Here is a 16,827-nt window from a genome sequence, read left to right as displayed (position 1 = left end):
TCGTAGGCCTACCGCTCCCTAACCTAGACTGTGCGATGGCCCGATTAGAGCAGAACCGCGTGACGCTTCACCCGACATTTTATGACGCTGCCCGTTGCCGTTCAAATGTTACGCATCCCGAACCCGCAAACTACCACATCGTCTCGCTCGCGCGCTTGGGCCACGCGGCATCATAGGCCGCGCCGCCCTCGGCCCCGTCCGTCACCTCGGCCAAGATCTCGCCCGGACGCGGCAAGTCTGCGCTGTCGTCGCGCGCCCACAGGTCCGCGCGCATCACCGCGCGGGCACATTGAGTGTAGACCTCGGCGATGCGGATCACGATCACCGTGGCGGGCGTGGCCTTGCCCGCTGCAAAACGCGCACGCAGGTCGGCGTCATCGGTCAGACGCGCCTGCCCGTTCACCCGCACCACGGTGTTCGATCCCGGCACCATGAACATCAGCGACACGCGCCCGTCGGTCACGATATTGCGCAGCGAATCCAGCCGGTTGTTGCCGCGCCAGTCGGGCATAGCCAAGGTCTGCGGGTCCAGTTCCAGCACCACGGGGCCGTCATCCCCGCGCGGGCTGCCATCGGTGCCCGCAGCGCCAACAGTGGTCAGCACACAGAACCGCGAGGCCATGATCCATTTGCGGTAAAGCGGCGTCAGGTGGTCCGACACCTTGCGCAACGCAGGTTGCCCGGGCGTGCCATAAAGCGTCTCAAGCGCATCTTCCGTCTCGATCCACTGCATCAACCCAGCCTTTTCACATCAAATCCCGCCTCGACCAGCAGGGCGTCCGACCGCGCCTCGACGGTCTGTTGCAAGGTCGCCATGAATTCCTCGCGCGGCAGACCTTCGGGCATGGCGGGCAGGAACTCGATCACTGCCAGCCCCGGTTTGCGCAGGATGCCCTTGCGCGGCCAGAACACGCCCACGTTGGTGGCCACGGGCACGCAAGGCTGGCCCAGTTCGTTGTACAGCACGGCGGTGCCGACCTTGTAGGGCGCCTTGACCCCCGGTGCGACGCGCGTGCCTTGGGAATAGATAATCAACTGCCCCGCTTCCAGACGGCCGGCATCCACGTCGCGCACCATCTGCTTGATCGCAATACCGCGCTTGCCGCGTGCGACGGGGATACAGCCGATGCCCTTGGCATAGAGGCCGATGATCGGCGTCCACAGGATCTCGCGTTTCATGATGAACTTGCCCTTGGGCACCGCGTGAAAGATCAGCATGATGTCCAGGAACGACTGGTGCTTGGCCGCGATCAGAACGTCGCCTGTGGGCACCTCGCCGCGCACTTCGGTGCGGATGCCGACCATCCAGCGCGCCGTCCAGAACACCCATTTGCACCACGTCTTGCAGGCCGCCCGTGCACCTGCCCGGCTGAACAGCGCATAGGGCGCAAAGACCACGCCGACCACCAGCATCGCCAGATAGATTTGCGCCACAAAGATCAGCGAGCGCAGCCATTGAAGTGCGATCATGACAGGTTCTCCAATGTGCGACGGGCCGCCGCGCCCGTGGCGGCAAAGGCGACCAGAGCCGTCAGCGGCGGGATCAGGAACGGCACGATCCAGCCCAGTCCCTGAAAGCGCAATCCGGTGAGAAAGCCCGACATCTCACTGCCCCCCGAGGGCATCAAGACAACCGCGATCACACCCAGGACCACACCCAGCGCCGATCCGGCCAGCGCACGCAATGTAAAGCGGCGGATAAAGGCCTGGGCGATATAGCGGTCGGTCGCGCCCACCAGACGCAGCACCGCGATCACCTGTGCATTGGCGGCCAGCGCGGCTTGCGCGGCCAGCGTCACCATCGCGGCCACCGTCGCCACGATCAGCACCGTGGCAACCCAGCCCAGCAGGCGCAGGCGCGACGCGGCCTTGACCAGCGGGGCGCGCCATCGGCTGTGATCGTCCAGCACGGCGCCCGGCACCTCGGCAGCCAGCCGCAACCGCAGGCCTGCCGCGTCGATGCCGTCGGCTGTTTCCACGATCTCGATCAGGCGCGGCACCGGCAGGCCGTCCAGAGAAACCTCGGGGCCGAACCACGGGGCCAGCAGGGCCGACTGTTCCTCGTCACTCAACGCACGCGCACTTTGCACGCCTGCGGTGGTTTGCAACACGGCCAATGCCGCCTCGGTCTGCGTGGCCCGCTGGTCCAGCGGGGCGACAATGCGGATCGTCGCCGTGCGTGCCAGCTCGGCGCTCCACTGGCTGGCAAGCCGTCCCGTGGCCATGGACAGGGCAAGTGCGAACACGGCCAGAAAGGCCATGGCGGCGGCTGCAAACAGGGTCAGCCGCGCGGTAAACCCCGAAGGTGGCACGACGCGGTCCGCCTGGCGGTCGCTGTGGGTCAGCGATTGCAATGCGTTCAGGTTCAGCTTCACAGGTCCGCCCCCGCCAGTTGGATGCGCCGGTTGGCGATGCGCAGCACCCGCGCCTGCACCTGTGCCTTGGCGGCGCGGATCAGCGACAGGTCATGGGTGGCGATCAACACCGTCTTGCCCATGCGGTTCAGCTCGATCAGCAGGCGCAGCAGGCGCTGGGACATCTCCCAGTCGACGTTGCCCGTGGGTTCATCCGCCAGCACCACGTCGGGCGACATGATCACCGCCCGCGCCAGCGCCGCGCGTTGGCGTTCCCCGCCTGACAGTTCGGGCGGCAGCCCCTGCGCCCGCCCGGTCAGACCGACCCAGGCCATGAGTTCCTCAAGGTCGTCGCCCTGCGCCGCGCCGCCCCGTCCCGATACGGTCAGAGGCAGGGCGATGTTTTCGGCAACCGGCAGGTGGTCCAGGAACTGCACGTCCTGGTGCACGACCCCGATCCGGCGGCGGAGCATGGCGATATCGTCACGCTGAAGCGTGCGCACATCCGCGCCCAGCAGCCGCACGGTGCCCGCGGTGGGCAACAACGCGCCGTAACACAGCTTGAGCAGGGTGGTCTTGCCTGCCCCCGATGGCCCGGTCAGAAAGTGGAAAGATCCGGGCGCGAGTTTGACGGAAATATCCGACAACAATTCGCCCCCGCCGTAGCTGTAGGCCACATTTTCTAGCTCGATCACGTCTCACCCCGCTTGATGCACCTGTTGTGCCTTAGCATCGGTGCGGTTTCAATGCGCCTTGCAACGGGGGTTGAGGGCAGATTGCACTTTTCTGCGCAGTCGCAACACCATATCCTGAGGATCAGGGCAAGGAACGGGTGAATTTATGCGGTGCGACACGCCATGCGGCTAGTATGTCCAAATTGCGATGCGCAATACGAGGTGCCGGACGAGGTGATCCCGTCCGAGGGGCGTGACGTCCAATGCTCTGACTGCGGTCAGACGTGGTTCCAGCATCATCCCGACCACATGCCCCCCGAACAGGACGAAGACACCGCCCCCCTGGCGCCCGAACCGGATCTGCCGGTCGAAGGAGAAGAACGCGTCCCGGCCCCCGAGCCGAAACGCCGGAGGCTGGACCCTGCCGTATCGGACATCCTGCGCGCCGAGGCCGAAGCCGAGGCGCGGGTGCGCGAAAGCGAAGGGCTGGAAACCCAACCCGATCTGGGTCTGGACGTCAGCGATGACGAAGGCCAAAGCGAGGAAGCGGCGCGGCGGGCGCAGGAGGCGCGGGAGCGGATGGCGCGGATGCGGGGGCAGGAACCCGCCTTGTCCGATGCGGCTGCGACGGCGGCGGCTGCGGGGTCGCGACGGGACCTGCTGCCGGACATCGAAGAGATCAATTCGACCCTGCGGTCCACCGGAGACCGCCAGATTGCCAAGGGCGACCCGGCCCCCGATGCCCCTGTGCGCGAGCGCAGGAAACGCGGGTTCCGGCGCGGATTTTTCACGTCTTTACTGATAGTTGCAGTGTTGACGCTGATCTATGTCTACAGCCCCCAGATCGTGGCCGCAGTGCCTGCGCTGGAGCCTGTGATGACCGGATATGTCGGCACGGTGGACCAGGCGCGGGTCTGGCTGGACAGTCATGTGACCAGCCTGTTGATGTGGCTGGACACGACGGCGGGCGCCTAGGGTCAGCCAAGGTTAACCGGGCGTGCGCTGTGTTAACCGGACGGCCCGCGCGGGGCTGTCGGGGTGGCGTGCGTACATAATCCAACCGATCCTGTACAAGATGCGCCTGCCCGAAAGGCGCGTCTTGGGTTCGTTTTGGCGGTGTTGTACATATTCGGGGCAGATGCGTACGAAATGTCAGGGGGCCGTGCGGGTGCGGCAATTTGCGCCGAAAAAATTCAGTGAATTTTTTGAGGGTGGGTGGAAATTCTGTTGGCTCGCGGTGTCGATCCGCAGAGGTTTATTGCTGCCCCCCTTGTATGAGCGCTTTCCCACGCTGGGTGTCGAAATGATGTGCTGTGATCGAACGTCAGGAATGCGTGGGGAGCGACCTGTGAAAACTCGTGGACAGCGACACGTGCGCAAGGCATGATCGGCCAAGAGCCATCAATTACGTCTAGCAGAAGCTCTCAGTCCCTAACTGCCGTCAAAGCAAAACTCGGGGAAAGGTAAGAAGCGTCTCGGACATGCCCTCTCGTCGCGGAACATTGCGATAGCCATCTCTAAAATTTCCACTATTCTCTTCATGCGAACTGATCGGAAAGCGCTTTGATAATTCAGCCAACACTTCTCAAAACAGCGGCGCAGAATGTTTCGTCTCGCGTGTTTGTTTGTGGCCCGGGGTATTCGTCCGATGGGATAGCAGTTCGAGATATGGCGCGTGATGCACTTCAGAAAATACCAAATGTCAAAGCCCTTTACGGTGAAGAAATTGAGAATCAAAGAAATTACAAAAAGCAGTCAACTGATCTGCAAACACTCGAAGTCCGGTTCGCACACGACGTTGACTTCACACTTCTAATTCTAGAATCTCCCGGCTCCATTGCTGAACTCGGGACATTCACACAGCTCCGTGGAATCAGAGAGCGGCTTATTGTCTTACTGTCTGGGCGCTTCTACCGCGCAGAGAGTTATATTTCGAGAGGACCGCTGAGCTTGCTCACCCGGCTCAACCCTAACAGTGTGATTTACTTTGATGCAGACAATGAAGACGAGATGTTAGATCGCGTCAGATACCCGCTTACGTTTTTTAAATATGCTCAGTATTTGCACCGTTTTGACTACCTGAAAAACACGATGTTTCGCTATCATCCAACAATGACGAATTATTCAACCTATATCAAACCGATCCGAAACCAATATCAGATGGCGACAACCTTAATTTCAGTTTTGGCCGGTGAAAGACCAAGCTACGCTGAGCTACTGCTATCTTCTGGACTTCACCCCGATCAATTGAACTCCGCCCTCCACGGACTCTACAAAGCTGGGAAGATCGAAAAGGTTGGCTCTGGACGCTACCGCTCAGTGAATGGTTTCGCGGATGATCTATTGGAACCGTTTAGCTCCACAGCGATTAGCAAAACTCGATCCAAGAGGTTAGCAGCGGCTTGACGTTATCCTCAGCTCAGTTAGAGTTGTCGCATTCCTAGCAATTCCCCCTAGGGGGAGACGCAATGTTATCGTTGCGGGCACGCGAAGTACGCAGAAGCCTGCCATGCAATAAACCGATCCGAGGATTTCCTCGCATGCGCTTTATTGCATGGCATCGAGAGAGAGAAGAAGTAGGAATGGGTGCTGCGGACGATTGCCAAGACTTAGCGTCTATCGCTGACTACTTGGGATTTGCTCCGCAGCACATTTTCTACTTGGTCGAAGACCCGGACAGGTGCTACGTCTCGATTGAAATTCCGAAAAACTCCGATCCGACGAAACTTCGGAAGCTAGACATTCCCATTTCAGAATTAAAAGGCGTCCAGCGGGCTATCAACAAGAAGATTCTGTCCGAATTCCCGGTTGACGAGTGTGTTCACTCGTACGTGCCTGCTCGATCAATTCTAACGGCAGCCAGAGAATTTTGCCCCGGTCGAGCTGTGTTAAAGATGGATATTGAAGATTTTTTTCCATCTATCACCTTCGTGAGGGTTTTGGGGCTCTTTAAAGCTCTTGATTTCTCAGATTCGGCGTCCTTTATCCTTGCTCGACTAACCACGTTCGCGGATCGCTTGGCTCAAGGTGCTCCAACAAGTCCAGCATTGTCAAATTTGATAATGCGAGGTATTGATTTTCGCTTGAAAAGACTGGCGGCCACTTGGGAGGTGAAATACCTAAGGTATAGTGACGACATATTTTTCCATAAAGAGAAGAATTTCAATCATCCTAAGCTGACCGCCTACCTCTCAAAGGTAATCGAGGATGGTGGCTTTACTGCAAACAATAAAAAAACCAAATACCACCCCAAAGGCTTGCCTCGAACGACTTTGGGTCTCCTGACGCATGGCGAGAAGCCAAAGATTCCGGGAAGCCAGCGTCGTATCTATAGGTCGATGTTTTTCAAGGCATCAAGGAACATTCATTGGGCGCACGAAAACCGAGAGAAGCTGCGTGGCATCATCGAATGGTATAAATGCGTCTATGGACGAGATGATACCTACACACAGTATCGCGCAATTTTGGATAATGAGGCGCGCTTGAGAATCCACGACACGTATCAAAGCAAATAGGGCAAGACCACCCGGCAGAACTTCCACCAACCGATCCTCTATGCAGAACGCCACGAACAACCCTCTCCGCCTTCCCCCCGCGCGGGACAAGGCCGCAGGCCGCCGCGCATCGCCGGGCCGCCCCACGGCACGGCGATTTGGCTGCTGTTGCGCGGAACAGGTCGGTGGGAGGTGTTTGGCTGCTATAAAGTGGCAGGCACTGAGGTTGGAGCGCCGCACCTCGGCCCGGCGGTGCGCGGCTTGGTTGTTCAGTCGGACAGGGCGGGCCGCACCTCGGCCCGGTGATGCGCGGATTGGTGGTTCGGTGCGGACGGTTGAGGTGTCCCCCCGTCAGAACCGGTCCAGCAGGCGCTCCAAGTAATCCAGTTCGACCTGCGGGCGTTCTCCTTGCGCCGAGCGGCGGCGGATTTCGTCGAGCAGTTCGCGGGCGCGGCGGTAGACGTCTTCGCCTTGCAGCAGGCCCTCGTCGGTGCCGGTGCCGCCGTTGGCGCCCGGGGTGCGGCCCAAGGGATCGCGGGCTTCGGCGCGTTGGTCGCCCTGGGCTGTGCCCTGCCCCGGCTGGCGTTCGCGTTCTTCCTGCGCCATCGCCTCGCCCAGGGCGCGCATGCCTTCGCGCAGGGCCTCCATGGCCTGGGCCTGATTGTCGATGGCGCCGGCGTTGTCACCGTCGCGCAGCGCCTCTTCGGCGCGTTCCATGGCGCGGCCGGCGCGGTCCAGCGCCTCGCGGGCGGCGTCGCCTTCGGGGGTGCCGGCGCCGGGCATGTTGCCCTGCTGGCGGCTGAGCTCATCGCGCAGGGCCTGCTGGCGGTCGGCGAGTGAGCCGCCGCCCTGCTGGTCGCCCTGCTGGTCGCCGTTCTGCGCGCCTTCGCTGCCTTCACCTTCGCCGCCCTGGCCCTGGCTGTGCTCCTGGCCCCGGCCCTGACCGCCGTTGCGGCCCTGGTTGCCCTGGCTTTCGCCGGCCTGGGCATTGGGGTTGAACTGTTCCTGCAGGTCGCGGAATGCCTCGTCACTCAGGCCCTGTTGATCGCGCAGGGTTTCGGAGAGACCTTCCATCGCCTGTTCGCCGGGGCTTTGGCCGTTTTGGCCCTGCCCTTGGGTGACGCGCATGTTCTCCATCATTTCCTGAAGCTCTTTCAGCGCCTCTTCGGCCTCGGCCATGCGGCCCTGTTCCATCAGCTCCTGGATGCGGTCCATCATCTTTTGCAGGTCGTCCTGCGTCATCTGCATGCCGTCCTGCTGGTCGGGCTGCTGGCCGCCGTTCTGTTCGGCCTCGCGCTGTGCCTGCTGGCCCAGTTGTTTCAGGTAATCCTCGGTGGCGCGGCGCAGTTCGTTCATCAGCTCGGCAATCTCGGCTTCGGAGGCGCCTTCGCGCATGGCCTGTTCCAGCCGTTCCTGTGCCTGACGCATCCGGTCCAGCGCGTCGGCGAGGTCGCCCTCTTCCAGGTCGATCGCCAGGTCCCACAGGTCGTCGGCCAGCGCCTGTTGCTGTTCGTCGTTGATGCCGTAGTGGGCCAGTGTTTCCATCTTGCGGATGGCGTGGCGCAGTTGCAGGTACTGGGTTTCCTTGCGGAAGACCTCCTGGGGCTGGTAGCTGACGGCGCGCAGGATTTGCGCGCTGCGTTCGGCGTTGGTGCGGTTCCACAGCAGGTCGCGGCGCATTTCGATGATGGCGGCGGCCAGCGGGTCAAAGAAGCGGCGGCCGGGCAAGGTGATTTCGCGCGGGTCCGACTGGCTTTGCTGTTCGGCGGCGTCCAGCACGCTGAGGGTGATGGTCACCGGCAGGTTGGCCCAGGGGTGTTCCGAGAAATCCTCGACGAAGTTTTCCTCGAACGCGGCGCGGTCGCCGGCGATGGGCATGGGCAGCGGCACGATGATTTCGGGGCGGTCCTCGGGCGCAGGGGTCAGCCCATAGATCCGGTCGACGCGGGGCAGGTCCAGCGCGATGCGCACCTCGCCTGCCTCGACGCCATAGTCGTCGCTGGCGGCAAAGGGCAACGTCATCTCGCCCAGCGCGGCACTGGTGGGATCGTCCAGGATCTGCACCTGGGGGGCGTCGTCCGGCACCACGGCCACCTGCCATGTGCGCCCGCCGGGGCCGCCCACCGAGATCCTGCCGTTTTGCGCGACGGTAAAGTCATGGGCCGCGCCGGATGCGGGCGGGACGTCGCCCTTGCGGCCCGAGACGGTTTCCGAGACGGTCAGCGCCCCGACCTCGCCGTAGAGACGCATGGTGATCAGGCTGCCGACGGGCAGTTTCAGCGGTCCCTCGGGGATGTCGTTGAGGTAGATCGTGGGCAATCCGGTGTAACGCGGGCTTTCGGCCCAGCCTTCCCACACGGGGCCGGTGGCCAGTCCGCCGCCGCCGGGTGTCATCTCGGTGACCGAGCCGACGCGCCAGATCGACCCGAAGAGCAGCGCCATGACAAAGGCCAGCAGGGCCACGTAGCGCAATGCAAAGGGATCAAAGCGGGCCACGCGCAAATCGCCCGGCACGGCGCGGGCCTGCGCCGCGCGCGCGGCCATGCGTTTCTGGTGCGCGGCCCAGACCGCCGCCGAGGCAGCATCGCCCTGTCCGATGGCCTGATCGTCCATCAGCGCCTGAATGGGACGCCCCGGCAGGCTGGCATCCAGCCGCGCCAGTGCCTGCGCGCGGGTCGGCAGGCGGAACTGTCGGAAGGCGTAGACCAGTGCGCCAAGGCCCGCGAGGGTGCTGACGACGGCCACGCTCCAGACGACCTCGATCATCACGATGTCTTGCAGGCCCAGCATCAGCATCGCCAGCACGGCAAAGACCACCGCCAGCAAGGGCCACAGCGCCCGCGACAGGTTCTCGGCCAGCATCCCCGCCCATGTCAGCCGCAAGGGCCAGCGCAAGGCGCGCAAGCCCGCAGGGGTGTCAGGTCGGGATGAATTGGCCATGTGTCGACGTTACCTCATACTGGGGTATGACATAGGGCGTCACGCGGTCAGGTCACACCCATTCTGGGATGGTATCGCGATTTATCATTTCTTCATAGCTTGGACGTCGGCGAATAACCGCGAATTGATCACCTTTCACCAGAACTTCGGGGATCAGGGGGCGCGAATTGTACTCGCTGCTCATAACCGCGCCATAAGCACCGGCGCTGCGGAAGGCCACAAGGTCGTCTGCGGCCAGCGGCGGCATCATCCGCTGCTTGGCAAAGGTGTCGCCGGATTCGCAGACGGGGCCTACGATGTCATAGGGTTGCTGTTCGGTGCCCGGTGCGGGTTCGATCACCGGGATGATGTCGTGATAGGCGTCGTACATCGCGGGGCGGATCAGGTCGTTCATCGCGCCGTCGAGGATCAGGAAATCGCGGCCTTCGCCGGATTTCACGTAGATCACCTTGCTGACCATCAGGCCCGCGTTGCCCGCGATCAGCCGGCCCGGTTCGATCTCGATCTCGCAATTCAGGTGGCCCAGCGTGCGTTTGACCATGGCGCCGTAGTCGGTGGGCAGCGGTGGTGCGGCGTTGGTGCGCTCGTAGGGGATGCCCAGGCCGCCGCCCAGATCCAGACGGCGGATGTTGTGGCCGTCGGCGCGCAGCTGTTCGGTCAGGTCCGCGACCTTTTGATAGGCGGCCTCGAAGGGGGCAAGATCGGTGAGCTGGCTGCCGATGTGCACGTCGATGCCGATCACCTCAAGCCCCGCGAGGCTGGCGGCGTGGGCATAGACGGCGCGGGCGCGGGCGATGGGGATGCCGAATTTGTTCTCGGATTTGCCGGTGGCGATCTTGGCGTGGGTTTTCGCGTCGACATCCGGGTTCACGCGGATGGTGATGGGGGCGACCTTGCCCATGCTGAGGGCCACGGCGCTGAGCACTTCCATTTCCGGTTCGGATTCGACGTTGAACTGGCGGATGCCACCCGCAAGCGCGGTGCGGATTTCGTCGGCTGTCTTGCCGACGCCGCTGAACACGATGCGGTCGCCCGGGATGCCTGCGGCGCGGGCACGGCGGTATTCACCGCCCGAGACCACGTCCATGCCCGCCCCTGCATCGCCCAGCGTTTTCAGGATCGCCTGATTGCTGGCGGCCTTCATCGCGTAGCAGACCAGGTGGTCCATGCCATCGAGTGCCTCGTCGAACAGGCGGAAGTGGCGCAGCAGGGTGGCGGTGGAATAGACGTAGAACGGCGTGCCCACGGCGGCGGCAATATCGGCCACGGGGACGTCTTCGGCGTGCAGGACGCCATTTTTGTACAGAAAGTGATCCATGGGTGACGCTTAATCCAGCGCGGGGGCGGGATCAATCGTGGTTTGTGTGCGGTGCGCTAGAGATGTGGGGTTTGGCAGTCGGACCTTCCCACACAGGGCAGCGCCTGACCGCGGGTGGGCATCGGGACGTCAGTGGCGACCACTTTATTTCTGATCTTTGGCGTGTGGGTGAATTGGCGCAAGACGGTGAGAAAGCGCCCGCCCATGGGGCGGTCGGGCGCTGCCCGGCGGCACTGCGTGCCTTGACTCCGGGCTTTGGTGGGTGGTTGGAGCGTTCCGCCGCCCTCTCAGGTCACCGGGCGCGTGCGCAGGAACAGGTACAGCGGCAGCCCGCAGCTGACCCCGATGCAGAACGTCGCGGGGATGGCCAGCAGGGCGATCCAGTTGCGGCGCACGCGGACCTCGGCGCAGATCCAGACGGTCAGGGCGATGGCGGCGATGGTCAGGTCCCAGACCAGACCGCTGGAGGCGGCGTTGGCGTGCCACGCGTCGACCATCCGGCCAAGGCTGTAGCCGTTCTCGCGGAACCACGCGAGGAACCAGTACATCGGGTGCATCGCGCCCCAGATGGCCAGCGCAAGATAGGCGATCCGCAGCGGCGACATCAGAAGGTTTTCACCACGCCGACCTTGGCATAGCCCGAGACATGCACCCCCGGTTCTGTCACCGAAGGTTGCTGGCGGTCGGTGGGCGCATCCTGCGGCCCGTTGCCGGATGTTCCGGGATCACAGGCCGCGAGCGCGGCGATCAGCGCCAGACATGCAAATGCCCGCATCATTTCACCCGGTATCCCACCGAAAACGGCCCCTTGCGCAGGCCCAGCCCCACATGGGTGCCGACACCGGATGTGCCCAGGGTCACGCCCGCGTTCATCGTCGGTTGCACCGGTTCGCCATCGGCACCACAGGCCGCGAGGGCCATGAGGGAGAGGACAGCCACAGTTCGGATCATTTCAAAAGCTCCCGCCAGCGTTCGGCCTGTGCGCGCACCTGCGCGGGGGCCGTACCGCCGTAAGACATACGCGAATTTACCGAGTTTTGCACCCCCAAGACGTCAAAGACAGCATTCGTGATGTCGCCGTGCACCGATTGCATGTCCGACAGGGTAAGGTCGGGCAGATCGCAGCCCTTGGCCTCGGCCATGGCGACCAGCGAACCGGTAACATGGTGGGCGTCGCGGAAGGGCATGCCCAGCACCCGCACCAGCCAGTCGGCCAGATCGGTGGCGGTGCTGAAACCGGCCCCGGCGGCGGCGGCGAGGCTTTCGCGGTTGGCGGTCATGTCGCGCACCATGCCCTCCATCGCGGCCAGCGCCAGCATCCAGTTGTCGGCGGCGTCGAAGACCTGTTCCTTGTCTTCCTGCATGTCCTTGGAATAGGCCAGCGGCAGCCCTTTCATCACCATCATCAGGCCGACGTTGGCGCCCATGATCCGGCCCACCTTGGCGCGGATCAGCTCGGCGGCGTCGGGGTTTTTCTTTTGCGGCATGATCGACGAGCCGGTGCTGAAGCGGTCGGACAGGGTGACAAAGCGGAACTGGGCCGACGACCAGATCACCAGTTCCTCGGCAAAGCGGCTGAGGTGCATGGCGCAGATGCTGGCAACGCCGAGGAATTCCAGCGCAAAGTCGCGGTCGCTGACCGCGTCCAGCGAGTTGGCGGCGGGGCGGTCAAAGCCCAGCGCCTGTGCCGTCATGTCGCGGTCGATGGGAAAGGACGTGCCGGCCAGGGCTGCCGCGCCCAGCGGGCTTTCGTTCATGCGCGCGCGGGCATCCCGCACACGGCTGAGGTCGCGGCCCAGCATTTCGACGTAGGCCATCATGTGGTGGCCCCATGTGACGGGCTGTGCTGTTTGCAGGTGGGTAAAGCCGGGCATGACCCAATCGGCCCCCGCCTCGGCCTGTGCCAGCAGCGCGTCGATCAGCGCCAGCAGGCCGCTTTCGGCGGCGTCGAACTGGTCGCGGACCCACAGTTTGAAATCGGTCGCCACCTGGTCGTTGCGGCTGCGGCCGGTGTGCAGGCGGCCTGCGGGTTCGCCGATCACCTCTTTCAGGCGCGCCTCGACGTTCATGTGGATGTCTTCGAGGGCGGTGGAGAACTGGAAGGTTCCGCCTTCGATCTCTGACAAGACCGTGAGCAGCCCTTCCCGAATGGTGTCGGCATCGTTAGGACTGATGATGCCCACCGCGCCCAGCATCGCGGCATGGGCGCGCGAGCCTGCAATGTCCTGCGCCGCCATCCGCTGATCGAACCCGATCGAGGCGTTGATCGCCTCCATGATCGCGTCCGGCCCTGCGGCAAAGCGGCCGCCCCACATGGTGTTTGCAGTCTTGTCTGTCATGGTTTGGACCTTTGGAGGGAATATGAAGAAACTCTTTGCTGCGCTCGTGTATACGGCCCTTGCCTTGGGTGCAAATACTGCCATGGCCGATGTTCAGGCCGCAGCGGCCTTGCGCGACGGGTCGATGAAAAAGCTGGTGTTCCATGACAGCCCCCAGGCCACCTCTACGGCGGCCTTCCAGCTGGAGGACGGCGGCGGCGAGGCGACGCTGGAGGCGTATCGCGGCAAGTGGGTCCTGCTGAACTTCTGGGCGACGTGGTGCGCACCGTGCCGCAAGGAAATGCCGATGCTGTCCGCGCTGCAAGCCGAATTCGGCGGCGATGACTTCGAGGTGCTGACGCTGGCCACGGGGCGCAATGCGCCCGAGGGCATCAAGAAGTTCTTTGACGAGATCAACGTGGACAACCTGCCCCGCCACCAGGACCCGAAACAGGCGGTGGCCAGCCAGATGGGCATTTTCGGGCTGCCGATCACCGTGATCATCGATCCCGAAGGCCGTGAAGTCGCCCGTTTGCGCGGCGATGCGGAGTGGGATTCGGACAGCGCCAAGGCGATCATCGCGGCGCTGACCGGACAGGCCGCGCCGGGCGGTTGAGGCACATATAACAGGCAGTCGGATGCGCGCCGCGAGGTAACGAGCATCGCGGGTTGACGGCAGATCGAGAATGCAACTTATGGTACTGGTATACCATTGTGTTTCCAGTGACGAGTGAACGATCGTGCCGACAAAAAGCCTTATCCTGCCCGAATACCGTCTGATCTGGCAGCGATATTGGGGCAGCCTGTTGCGGCACGAGATTTTCGCCGCGCGGGATCTTGTCCAAAATGCCCCCGATTATGACCCGTCTTTTGATGTCTTGCAGGACTTTCGCGGCACCGAAGAGAATGAGCTGACCCATTCCGAGGTGATCCTGCTGGCCGAAAGCCTGAAGGCACAGCGTCAGGACATCGGGATTCCGCTGCGGCTTGCGCTGCTGGCACCGGATGACCTGGGCTTTGGCATGGGGCGGATGTTCATGACGCTGGTGGGCGACGATCCCCTGATTCTGACTGCCACCTTTCGCACATTGGACGAAGTCGTGGACTTTCTGGCGCTTTCGCCGGAGGCGCATGTCCTGATCCGCGACATGGCAACGGACAATATCCCCGGGACCACAGACAGGCGGCAGACGCCTCCAAGGTCCGGTTGACCCGACGCCGCACTTGACGCACCGCCCCTGCACCCGCTGATATGCCTGCAACCAACGGGCAAGGGAGGGCCACGGCGGTGCCTTTATCTGTTTTGCTGATCCTTGTTGCGGGCGGGATTGGCGGCATTGCGCTGGTACTACACCTGCTGGGCCTGTCGCGCATTCCGCCGCTGACGGAAGGCCGCGCGCGGGCGGGGTGGCTGCGGGAGTATCCCGACGCCGTGCCGGAGCAGATCAGCGTCGCCGCCTCGGGGCGCGCCGCGCTGGTCCGGACGGCGCAGGGTGCGGGGCTGGTCTGGGCGGTGGGGGCCGACACCACGGCACGCCGCCTGATCGCCCCCCGGCTGACCGACACCGCGCAGGGATTGCAGGTGCGCCTGCGCGACCCTGCGGCCCCGCACATCACCCTGCGGCTGACAGACACCGAACGCCAGACATGGCGCGCCGCCCTGACAGGAGAGCCAACATGATCTATCCCGATGTCGTCCAGCTGGCGGTGCCCTTCTTTATCGTGGCCATCGCGGTCGAGCTGGCATGGATCGTGATCAAGGGGCGCGGCGGCCGGTACGAGACGCGCGACGCGCTGACCTCGTTGCTGATGGGGGCGGGGAATGTGGCCTCGGGCATTCTGCTGGGGTTTGTGGCCTACGGGTTCTTCATGTGGCTTTGGGCGCTGACGCCGCTGGATCTGGGCAACAGCCTGTGGGTGATCGCGTTGTGCTTTGTGCTGGACGATCTGCGCTATTACTGGGTGCACCGGTTTGGCCACCGCATCCGCTGGGTCTGGGCCAGCCATGTGAACCACCATTCGTCGCAGCACTACAACCTGACCACGGCGCTGCGCCAGACGTGGACGGGCACGTTCACCTTTATGATGATCGTGCGCGCGCCGCTGATCCTGTTGGGGTTTCACCCCGCGATGGTGCTGTTCGTGGGCGGTTTGAACCTGATCTACCAGTTCTGGATTCACACCGAGGCCATCACCCGCCTGCCCCGCTGGGTCGAGGCGGTGATGAACACCCCCAGCCACCACCGCGTGCACCACGGGCGCAACGCGCGCTATCTGGATGCGAATTATGCGGGCGTTTTCATCATATGGGACAGGATGTTCGGCACCTTCGTGCCCGAGCTGGACAGCGACAGGCCCGACTATGGGCTGGTGCAGAACCTGGGCACGTTCAACCCGCTGCGCGTGGCCTTTCACGAATGGATCGGCATCTGGCGTGATGTGACCCAACCCGGCCTGACGGTTTCAGAGCGCCTGAAATACGCCTTTGCCGCCCCCGGCTACAGCCACGACGGCAGCCGCGACACGTCGCAGGCGATCAAGGCCAAGCACCTTGCCCGCAGCCCCGATGACGCAGGCACCCCGGGGTTCTCCTGAGCCGTTCTTTTGGCCGGTAAATATCCCGGGGGGACAGGGGGGAGCGCGCCCGCCTAGGCCGCGTGGCGCAAGATTGCCGCTTCGGATGCGGACAGGTTGCGCCGGGCAAAGCGGCCATAGATGTGCGGGTCGTAGTCCAGATCGGGGAACCGTTCCAGCAGTCGGGCGCGGTCATCCGAGGCCAGCGTGGTCAGGGCCGTGCTGGCGGGGTGGAAGCTTTCTGTCTCAACCCCGTTGGCCCACAGGATTTCGTGACTGGGCAGCATCAGGTGCACGTAGGTGGTGTTCGGCACCTGCAAGTCCACGGTGATGGTGCGCCCGTTGATCAGGTCCTTGGCGGCGACCAGCACTTCGGAGGTGTTGAACAGCGCCTGTGCCACGTCGCCCTGCAACAGCATCCGGTGCTCGGGCGAGACCAGAAGCGAGTCGTCGGGGCGTTCGACGCCCAGCGCCCCTGCCCGGATGCGGATGGGGCGCATGTGCGGCATTGCGAACAGGCGTGCGCCGGTCATGGGGCGGCTGCCGACCCATTCGATGGGCTGCGCGCCGCTGTCCTTGGTCTGGACCAGGTCGCCTTCGCGCAGGTCCTCGATCAGGCGCGGGCCGTCGGGTGTTCTGATGCGGGTGCCGGGGGTAAAGCAGATGACCCCGCCTGCATCGCGTCCCGTGGGGTTGCCCCGGTTGGCGCCCAGCGTGTGGTGGACCACCCACAGGTCAGAGTTGCGCGGAGGAATGTCGTTGAGGAACATCAGCAAGGGCTGCGCCCCGCGTCCCACTTCGATCAGCGTGACGGTGAAGGTGCGGGCGCCGTCCGTGACAACAAAACTGCTGTCCAGAAGCGGCGCGGCATCGTCCCACGCGACCTTGTCTGCTGGTGTGTAATCCAAAGCTGCGCCCACGAGCCGATGCACCATACGTGCCGCCCGCTTGCGCAGATTCTCTGAACCGTCTGCACCGTCCAGTCGCAAAATATCCGACGGCCCATCCACGCGCACGGGATCGCCACACCATGACCACGCCGCCCCTACGTTGAGGGACTGCATCGGAGCGGCCTCAAGACCGTCTATTTCTGTTTGCGACCAGGAGATGACAAACGTGCCACGAAAGCCCGTTCCCATTGCCTGCTTGCCTGCC

General features: G+C 63.4%; 18 protein-coding genes. 7 read left to right on the top strand and 11 right to left on the bottom strand.

The genetic code is table 11. The features are described from left to right. Positions 1–130: 130 nt before the first annotated feature. Genes BUC08_RS06595 through BUC08_RS06580 form a run of 4 tightly spaced genes read right to left on the bottom strand, consistent with a single transcriptional unit; the run spans position 131 to position 3,049 of the window. Positions 131–733, bottom strand: a complete 603-nt coding sequence (locus BUC08_RS06595; protein ID WP_037925089.1) for a pyridoxamine 5'-phosphate oxidase family protein — start codon at positions 731–733, stop codon at positions 131–133. Continuing rightward, on the bottom strand, positions 733–1,470 hold the full coding sequence (locus tag BUC08_RS06590) for a lysophospholipid acyltransferase family protein (protein WP_037925085.1): 738 nt from the start codon (positions 1,468–1,470) through the stop codon (positions 733–735). Before BUC08_RS06590 ends, BUC08_RS06595 begins: the two co-directional genes overlap by 1 nt. Further along, positions 1,467–2,375 carry a cell division protein FtsX gene (locus BUC08_RS06585; protein WP_037925081.1) on the bottom strand — a complete coding sequence of 303 codons (909 nt, stop codon included), beginning with the start codon at positions 2,373–2,375 and terminating at the stop codon, positions 1,467–1,469. The genes BUC08_RS06590 and BUC08_RS06585 overlap by 4 nt, the downstream gene beginning before the upstream one ends. Further along, complete coding sequence (locus BUC08_RS06580; protein WP_037925079.1) at positions 2,372–3,049, bottom strand: cell division ATP-binding protein FtsE; 678 nt, start codon at positions 3,047–3,049, stop codon at positions 2,372–2,374. Before BUC08_RS06580 ends, BUC08_RS06585 begins: the two co-directional genes overlap by 4 nt. Positions 3,050–3,211: 162 nt before the next feature. Between BUC08_RS06580 and BUC08_RS06575 the strand changes: the two genes are divergently transcribed. From BUC08_RS06575 to BUC08_RS06565, 3 genes are all read left to right on the top strand, one after another. Next, entirely contained in the window at positions 3,212–4,003 is a 792-nt protein-coding gene (locus tag BUC08_RS06575; RefSeq protein ID WP_037925077.1) for a zinc-ribbon domain-containing protein, read from the top strand. A 588-nt stretch (positions 4,004–4,591) separates the two neighbouring features. Beyond that, on the top strand, positions 4,592–5,434 hold the full coding sequence (locus BUC08_RS06570) for a retron St85 family effector protein (RefSeq protein WP_200796200.1): 843 nt from the start codon (positions 4,592–4,594) through the stop codon (positions 5,432–5,434). Positions 5,435–5,568: 134 nt separating this feature from the next. Continuing rightward, on the top strand, positions 5,569–6,543 hold the full coding sequence (locus BUC08_RS06565; RefSeq protein WP_159436682.1) for a reverse transcriptase domain-containing protein: 975 nt from the start codon (positions 5,569–5,571) through the stop codon (positions 6,541–6,543). A gap of 330 nt (positions 6,544–6,873) precedes the next feature. On the opposite strand, the gene BUC08_RS06560 is transcribed toward BUC08_RS06565, so the two are convergent. The 6 genes from BUC08_RS06560 to argH all read right to left on the bottom strand — a co-directional run bounded on the left by BUC08_RS06560 (position 6,874) and on the right by argH (position 13,119). Then, positions 6,874–9,462, bottom strand: a complete 2,589-nt coding sequence (locus tag BUC08_RS06560; protein WP_037925069.1) for a TIGR02302 family protein — start codon at positions 9,460–9,462, stop codon at positions 6,874–6,876. Positions 9,463–9,514: 52 nt separating this feature from the next. After that, positions 9,515–10,780, bottom strand: a complete 1,266-nt coding sequence (gene lysA / locus BUC08_RS06555; protein ID WP_037925066.1) for a diaminopimelate decarboxylase — start codon at positions 10,778–10,780, stop codon at positions 9,515–9,517. 287 nt (positions 10,781–11,067) lie between these two features. Beyond that, a complete protein-coding gene (locus BUC08_RS06550; protein WP_037925060.1) occupies positions 11,068–11,385 on the bottom strand; it encodes a DUF2834 domain-containing protein in 318 nt (105 codons plus the stop codon). Continuing rightward, complete coding sequence (locus BUC08_RS24765; protein WP_162179364.1) at positions 11,385–11,555, bottom strand: hypothetical protein; 171 nt, start codon at positions 11,553–11,555, stop codon at positions 11,385–11,387. The genes BUC08_RS06550 and BUC08_RS24765 overlap by 1 nt, the downstream gene beginning before the upstream one ends. Then, a complete protein-coding gene (locus BUC08_RS24760; RefSeq protein ID WP_169741847.1) occupies positions 11,555–11,731 on the bottom strand; it encodes a hypothetical protein in 177 nt (58 codons plus the stop codon). Before BUC08_RS24760 ends, BUC08_RS24765 begins: the two co-directional genes overlap by 1 nt. Further along, on the bottom strand, positions 11,728–13,119 hold the full coding sequence (gene argH / locus BUC08_RS06545; RefSeq protein ID WP_037925058.1) for an argininosuccinate lyase: 1,392 nt from the start codon (positions 13,117–13,119) through the stop codon (positions 11,728–11,730). The genes BUC08_RS24760 and argH overlap by 4 nt, the downstream gene beginning before the upstream one ends. Positions 13,120–13,141: 22 nt before the next feature. On the opposite strand from argH, the gene BUC08_RS06540 reads away from it, so the two are divergent. The 4 genes from BUC08_RS06540 (at position 13,142) to BUC08_RS06525 (ending at position 15,693) form a co-directional block, all read left to right on the top strand. Beyond that, on the top strand, positions 13,142–13,714 hold the full coding sequence (locus BUC08_RS06540) for a TlpA disulfide reductase family protein (RefSeq protein ID WP_037925596.1): 573 nt from the start codon (positions 13,142–13,144) through the stop codon (positions 13,712–13,714). A gap of 124 nt (positions 13,715–13,838) precedes the next feature. Continuing rightward, entirely contained in the window at positions 13,839–14,309 is a 471-nt protein-coding gene (locus BUC08_RS06535) for a hypothetical protein (protein ID WP_037925055.1), read from the top strand. A 77-nt stretch (positions 14,310–14,386) separates the two neighbouring features. After that, on the top strand, positions 14,387–14,779 hold the full coding sequence (locus tag BUC08_RS06530; protein WP_037925052.1) for a hypothetical protein: 393 nt from the start codon (positions 14,387–14,389) through the stop codon (positions 14,777–14,779). Continuing rightward, positions 14,776–15,693 (top strand): sterol desaturase family protein, encoded by a 918-nt coding sequence (locus tag BUC08_RS06525; RefSeq protein WP_037925049.1) that lies wholly within the window; start codon positions 14,776–14,778, stop codon positions 15,691–15,693. The genes BUC08_RS06530 and BUC08_RS06525 overlap by 4 nt, the downstream gene beginning before the upstream one ends. Positions 15,694–15,746: 53 nt before the next feature. Here BUC08_RS06525 and BUC08_RS06520 read toward each other — a convergent pair whose 3' ends face one another. Beyond that, positions 15,747–16,811, bottom strand: a complete 1,065-nt coding sequence (locus BUC08_RS06520) for a Hint domain-containing protein (protein ID WP_037925046.1) — start codon at positions 16,809–16,811, stop codon at positions 15,747–15,749. Between the last annotated feature and the right edge of the window lie 16 nt (positions 16,812–16,827).

This window comes from Pseudosulfitobacter pseudonitzschiae (genome assembly GCF_900129395.1).
Taxonomy (GTDB): domain Bacteria; phylum Pseudomonadota; class Alphaproteobacteria; order Rhodobacterales; family Rhodobacteraceae; genus Pseudosulfitobacter; species Pseudosulfitobacter pseudonitzschiae.
The sequence above is the reverse complement of the archived record's forward strand: the minus strand, read 5'-3'. Positions and strand labels throughout refer to the sequence as shown.

What these genes read in the sequence shown, in the direction of transcription:
- lysA (WP_037925066.1), bottom strand. Translation starts at nt 10,780, where the DNA reads ATGGATCACTTTCTGTACAAAAATGGCGTCCTGCACGCCGAAGACGTC.
- BUC08_RS24765 (WP_162179364.1), bottom strand. Translation starts at nt 11,555, where the DNA reads ATGCGGGCATTTGCATGTCTGGCGCTGATCGCCGCGCTCGCGGCCTGT.
- BUC08_RS06575 (WP_037925077.1), top strand. Translation starts at nt 3,212, where the DNA reads ATGCGGCTAGTATGTCCAAATTGCGATGCGCAATACGAGGTGCCGGAC.
- BUC08_RS06565 (WP_159436682.1), top strand. Translation starts at nt 5,569, where the DNA reads ATGCGCTTTATTGCATGGCATCGAGAGAGAGAAGAAGTAGGAATGGGT.
- BUC08_RS06560 (WP_037925069.1), bottom strand. Translation starts at nt 9,462, where the DNA reads ATGGCCAATTCATCCCGACCTGACACCCCTGCGGGCTTGCGCGCCTTG.
- BUC08_RS06540 (WP_037925596.1), top strand. Translation starts at nt 13,142, where the DNA reads ATGAAGAAACTCTTTGCTGCGCTCGTGTATACGGCCCTTGCCTTGGGT.
- BUC08_RS06550 (WP_037925060.1), bottom strand. Translation starts at nt 11,385, where the DNA reads ATGTCGCCGCTGCGGATCGCCTATCTTGCGCTGGCCATCTGGGGCGCG.
- BUC08_RS06525 (WP_037925049.1), top strand. Translation starts at nt 14,776, where the DNA reads ATGATCTATCCCGATGTCGTCCAGCTGGCGGTGCCCTTCTTTATCGTG.
- BUC08_RS06590 (WP_037925085.1), bottom strand. Translation starts at nt 1,470, where the DNA reads ATGATCGCACTTCAATGGCTGCGCTCGCTGATCTTTGTGGCGCAAATC.
- BUC08_RS24760 (WP_169741847.1), bottom strand. Translation starts at nt 11,731, where the DNA reads ATGATCCGAACTGTGGCTGTCCTCTCCCTCATGGCCCTCGCGGCCTGT.
- argH (WP_037925058.1), bottom strand. Translation starts at nt 13,119, where the DNA reads ATGACAGACAAGACTGCAAACACCATGTGGGGCGGCCGCTTTGCCGCA.
- BUC08_RS06595 (WP_037925089.1), bottom strand. Translation starts at nt 733, where the DNA reads ATGCAGTGGATCGAGACGGAAGATGCGCTTGAGACGCTTTATGGCACG.
- BUC08_RS06520 (WP_037925046.1), bottom strand. Translation starts at nt 16,811, where the DNA reads ATGGGAACGGGCTTTCGTGGCACGTTTGTCATCTCCTGGTCGCAAACA.